Origin of the sequence: Spirulina sp. CS-785/01 (assembly GCF_028330525.1) — a bacterium.
GTDB lineage: Bacteria > Cyanobacteriota > Cyanobacteriia > Cyanobacteriales > Spirulinaceae > JAQMSD01.
On the sequence record NZ_JAQMSD010000299.1, the window covers coordinates 1 to 5,021 of the forward strand.

Consider the following 5,021-nt stretch of genomic DNA (forward strand, 5'->3'; position numbering starts at 1 on the left):
CCCCCATCTCCCCCACCCATTATCAACTATTAACTAACTCCCTTCGTCCTTCCAACGCCCTCGCCAAAGTCACCTCATCAGCATACTCTAAATCCCCGCCCATCGGTAAACCAAAAGCAATTTGTGTCACCCGCACAAACGGCCTTAATAACTGTCCTAAATAAAGCGTCGTTGTTTCCCCTTCCACACTGGGGCTAATCGCCAAAATCACCTCCTCCACCTCCGGGAAAGAAGCCCGTCGGACTAGCGGTTGAACATTCAACTGATCCGGGCCAATCCCATCCATCGGCGAAATAACCCCACCTAAAACATGATACTTCCCATGATATTCACGAGTCTTTTCTAGGGCAATAACATCCCGTGAATCCGTCACCACACAAATCGTTTTATTATCCCGTTGCTGATCTCGACAAATGGGACAAGTCTTATCAGCAGAAAGATGAAAACAAGTTTGGCAAAACCCGACCTGTTTTTTCGCCGCTAAAATAGCTTGGGCTAACGCCTCCACATCATCCTCAGACTGCTTGAGAATGTGTAAAGCCAGACGTTGTGCCGTTTTCGGCCCCACACCAGGGAGTTTTTGTAATTGTTCGATTAAACGGGCTAAAGGGGGGGTATAAGCTGTCACTAGGATTAAATAAGATTATAGATGAGTCGATGAAAATTTAATGGGACACCCATTTTACGGGAATTTGCGCCTGTTGCGAAATCGCCTGAGCAATTTTGCTGAGAACATCTGGTTCAACACAAGTCAAATGTTGGACTGAATAGGCCCGGTTGTCTGCGTCGCTATGGTTGCCACGGCCATCAAATTGGCGTTGTCGAGGTTTGGGGCGGGTGGGAGTGTTTAAATGGATTACATCGGGGGATAAACGTTGTATAAACCGGAGATATTCGTCAATCTCGTGATCCGGCCAAGGCCGCAAGATCATGGTTTGAATGCCTAATTCCCCAGAATATTCTTGTCTCAATTGTAAGAGGCCACGGGTGAGGGTGTCGTAAGTGATCCCCATAACAGGCCGATTAATCCCTTTTAATCCTCGCGGAGTCACTGTATCTAGTTTGGCCGAAATTTTATCGGCTTTCAGTAAGGCTTGACGGACTTGGGGATCGTTGAACAGGGTAGCATTGGTTAAAACTAAGGTGGGACGTTGAGTTAATGCTTTCACTTGGTCGAGAATTTCCCCTAAATTAGCCGCCAAAGTGGGTTCACCACTTCCACTCAGGGTGATCACATCCACATCCCAAGGGGCAAAATGCTGTAAATCGCTGATAATCTTCTCTGTGGGGACATAAATATCCCGTTGGGCGGTATGATGTTCAATGGCCCCTAGTTGGCAATAGACACAGTTAAAGGAACAAGTGGAAACTTTGCCAATGGGATCGAGACCTAGCGATCGCCCATATCGCCAAGATGTCACTGGCCCATAGACGGCGTTAAATTGCTGAGTGGTCATGGCTTCAACCTCCGAAGCAAGTTTATTTCCATTGTAACGATTCTCCCCAGTGTTGAGGACTGCTGATAGTCAAGGATTACGGATACTTAATACTTGCGGTGGGGTGGAGTCGGGGGGATAGAGTAAACGGACTCGGACTGAATTTTGGCTTTTTGGAGGGATGGTTAATGTGACTAAGGGGTTTCCCTCTTGGCCGCGTCGTTGTACTAAATGGGTGTAACGAGTCTGTTGTGTTCCGGTTTCGTCGATATATTCGACGGCCACTGTACCCCGGAAAAAGACCCGTTGGGGGAGGGGATCAAAAAAGCGTAATCCTCCGGTTAATTGGTCTTGTTTTATGGCGGTTTCGAGGGCAATTTCGACGGTTTGCGGTTGCTGGGTGGGGTTATAGAGGGGTAAGGTGAGGTCGTATTCTACCCCATAGTTGCCGTGTGCTTCGTAGGCCGTATCGGGGTAACGAACCGCCATGGGCGCACTTTGGTTTTGTCCTGTTCCCATTCTCCCCCGATCTAGGGTACTGATTCCGTAGGAAATGGTTTGGCCGGGTGAAGGAATCACTAAGGTTTGGCGACGGGGACTGTCGGTGAGAACGGCTTCCCATTCTGAGCCGATGGAGACTCCGGCCACGCGACCATAATAGAACGGGGGGTTGGGTTGATCCGGGGGAGTGGCGGCGCGATCGCGCGGGGTTGCTAAATCGGCTGTTTGTAACAGGGTTTCCCATTCGGCAAGGGTTGGCGCACGTTCTTCCCCTTGTTCATCCGGTTGAGCAAACATGGCTAAACTGGCGGCATAGATTTCCCCATCACTCTCTAAGCGCATATAGGTGGAACGGCCATTAAGCGGGGGATCGAGTTCTTTCACAGGAATGGGGAGATTGAGCAACAAACGGCTTTCTTGGGGGGGGAGGGTAATGCGATCGCGGAATTCCTCTTGATGTCTCCCCCGTAAAATATCACTCATCACCCGACTCCCCGGCCCTGCATACACTTCCCCGTCGGGGTTATCTACATGGGGAGGAAGTTCAATAAACGGAGCATCTGGTTGGCTGAGATAACTGGCGGCCTCATTAATCTTAACCGTTACTGTTTCATTGGTGGGATTATGGAGCAAAATCCCGATATAGAGGGTGCGTAAATCGTCAGGAGAGGGGGCTTTGGCTACATGATGAGCAAAGACATCAAACCGCCCCTCAAAGGTATATTCTAAGTGAGCATTAGGGTGAACTTTCCCATCGGGAGAAAAGGTAGAAAGGAGAATCCCCGGTTCAAGCACTAATTCGGGACTATTACTATTAAAAACCGGAATATTATTCAGTTGTCCAGGCAAAGGCCGCACAATTTGACGACGGAGAATTTCTTGGGAGTCGTCTGTTTGACTGATCAGAGGAGGAGAAGCGGGTGGAGTCAATTCCGAGGGTGAAGTCAACAGAAGGGTAGCAAGCAGAGTTAGCATTTTTCAGTAATCAGTAATTCAGTAATCAGCATCTCAAGGCAGGAGGCAGAAGGCAGAGGGCAGCAGGACCGAATAAGGAGGAAGTTAACCTAATAAGAAGGACAGAAACTAATCAGAGTCAGGCTTTGATTGTTCCCTTACTACGCCTTGGGTTTAAACCCAAGACTAAGAGCTTAAACCTGTTAAAAACGGGTTGAGAGACTAACGAGAAAATTAAAAATCTAGCCGTTATCCTGTCAGGGTGGCAATACAAACGGATAACATGAATGCTTACAAATTCCCTATTATTTCACCAATTACCCAACCTTATATTTCATAATATACAACAATGGAGGTTTACTTTTAAGTTGCGGTTGAAACAGTTGAAAATATTGTTGGGCGGGGAGAGGAAGTTGCTCATAATTGACCCGTTGAAACCCTAAACGAGTATAAAAATTAAGGCGTTGGGGTTTACAGGCTAAATATAGAGGCGGACGGGCTTTTTGAGTGAGCGTTTGCACCAGTTGAGAGCCAAGATATTGGCCTCGCCATTGGGGATGGACAAATAAATTATAAATCACTGAGTAACTCGCCGTAATTCGTAATCCACTACAGGCAATTAGTCGATTTTGGTGTTCAATCACACAATAATTTGACCATTGCCGGAGAACTTCACTATACATTAACAGGAGAACCCGCAGGAAAGAGAGAATTACCCCAATCCATAAAACCAGCGTCAGATTAAAAAGAATGATCAGAATGCCTTGGCCGACGGGGAGGGAGACAGCGAATAAAAGATACAGTTGTAACAGCAACCCCAGACTAAACCAGAGGAGAGGACGGATAAACTGGCGAGCAAGGGTTTTCCAGAGGTGAGGGCTGGCTTCTTCGTGCATGAATTGCCACACTAAAGATTGTAGCCGCCAGCGATCGCGCCGACGGGCTGGCCGTAAAGCAAATTCAGTTAAACCAGCAACCTCACTTAGGTTCATTCGGGGAGTAGTGCCACTTTTCCAGTCATTGATCCTTGTTCAATGGCAGTATGGGCTGCCACAGCTTCGGCTAAGGGGTAGGTTTGGCTGAGATGGAGGGTTAGCTTCCCTTGCTCAAACCAAGTGCTACATTGACGCAGGATATCACCATGATATTTTTGTGCATCTTGCAGCCCCGCTAACATGGGGGTGAGCATTAATTCTAAACTGATCCGTTGGTTACGTTTACGCGCAACTTTCAGGTTGCCTAAACTATAGTCCGGTTCGAGGAGGGTGACAATATCTCCGTAAATGCGGACGGCGGCGAAACTATCAAAGAAGGTTTGCCCTCCAACGGTATCAAAGGCGAGATCAACCCCTTGTCCATCTGTCCATTTTAGGGCAGTTTCAGCAAAGTTTACTTGTTTATAGAGGATAGTTTCATCCGCCCCCAGTTGTCGAGCTAGTCGGGCTTTATCGGGGTTGCCCACGGTGGTGATCACTTGGGCCCCTCTCAGTTTCGCTAACTGGATAGCTACGTGGCCGACACCGCCCGCCCCAGCGTGAATGAGGGCGGTTTGGCCTTCACTGAGGCGGCCCCTATCATAGAGGGCTTCCCATGCCGTAATGAGGACGAGAGGGGCGGCTGCGGCTTCTGCAAAGGAGAGGTTTTGGGGTTTGGGGGCGACGTAATGGTCTTCAACGACGGCGTATTGAGTATAATTTCCTGTTCCGGTTTTACCGAGTCCCCCAAAGCAATAATATACTTCGTCTCCGGGTTTGAAGGCGGTGACGCGATCGCCCACTTCCTCGACCACACCCGCCCCATCACAGCCTAAAATGGTCGGGGCTGGATCATCAATTAAGGGCCCCCGTTTGCGAATTTTGGTGTCCACCGGGTTGACTCCCGCAGCGCGGAGACGGATGAGGAGTTGGTTATCTTGGGTGAGGGTAGGTTGAGGAACGTCCATCAGTTCGAGAACCTCTGGTGTTCCGGGTTGCATCATTGCGATCGCTTTCATCGTAAATTGGGTTGGTAAGGGGAAGATGGAAACTCCTATCCTTCACGAAGGGGAGGAAATCTTCCCCTTACATGAATAACTGCCCGATAGGGCATCCTGATTAGAATGCGTAACAGTATCCGTCTTTCCTGTGTACA

The 5,021-nt window shown here is 48.8% G+C and carries 5 protein-coding genes; all 5 read right to left on the minus strand.

Going from position 1 to position 5,021, the window contains the following annotated elements:
• Positions 1–22 precede the first annotated feature (22 nt).
• A complete protein-coding gene (gene recR, locus PN462_RS19840; RefSeq protein WP_443029233.1) occupies positions 23–634 on the minus strand; it encodes a recombination mediator RecR in 612 nt (203 codons plus the stop codon).
• A gap of 31 nt (positions 635–665) precedes the next feature.
• The gene (locus PN462_RS19845; RefSeq protein WP_272130571.1) at positions 666–1,457 is read right to left on the minus strand and encodes a radical SAM protein; all 792 of its coding nucleotides are present in this window, start codon (positions 1,455–1,457) and stop codon (positions 666–668) included.
• Between the two features lie 69 nt (positions 1,458–1,526).
• Positions 1,527–2,912 (minus strand): DUF3370 domain-containing protein, encoded by a 1,386-nt coding sequence (locus PN462_RS19850; RefSeq protein WP_272130572.1) that lies wholly within the window; start codon positions 2,910–2,912, stop codon positions 1,527–1,529.
• Between the two features lie 296 nt (positions 2,913–3,208).
• Complete coding sequence (locus tag PN462_RS19855; protein ID WP_272130573.1) at positions 3,209–3,883, minus strand: GNAT family N-acetyltransferase; 675 nt, start codon at positions 3,881–3,883, stop codon at positions 3,209–3,211.
• Positions 3,880–4,884: a zinc-dependent alcohol dehydrogenase family protein gene (locus PN462_RS19860; protein WP_272130574.1), complete on the minus strand. Its 1,005-nt coding sequence runs from the start codon at positions 4,882–4,884 to the stop codon at positions 3,880–3,882. The genes PN462_RS19855 and PN462_RS19860 overlap by 4 nt, the downstream gene beginning before the upstream one ends.
• Between the last annotated feature and the right edge of the window lie 137 nt (positions 4,885–5,021).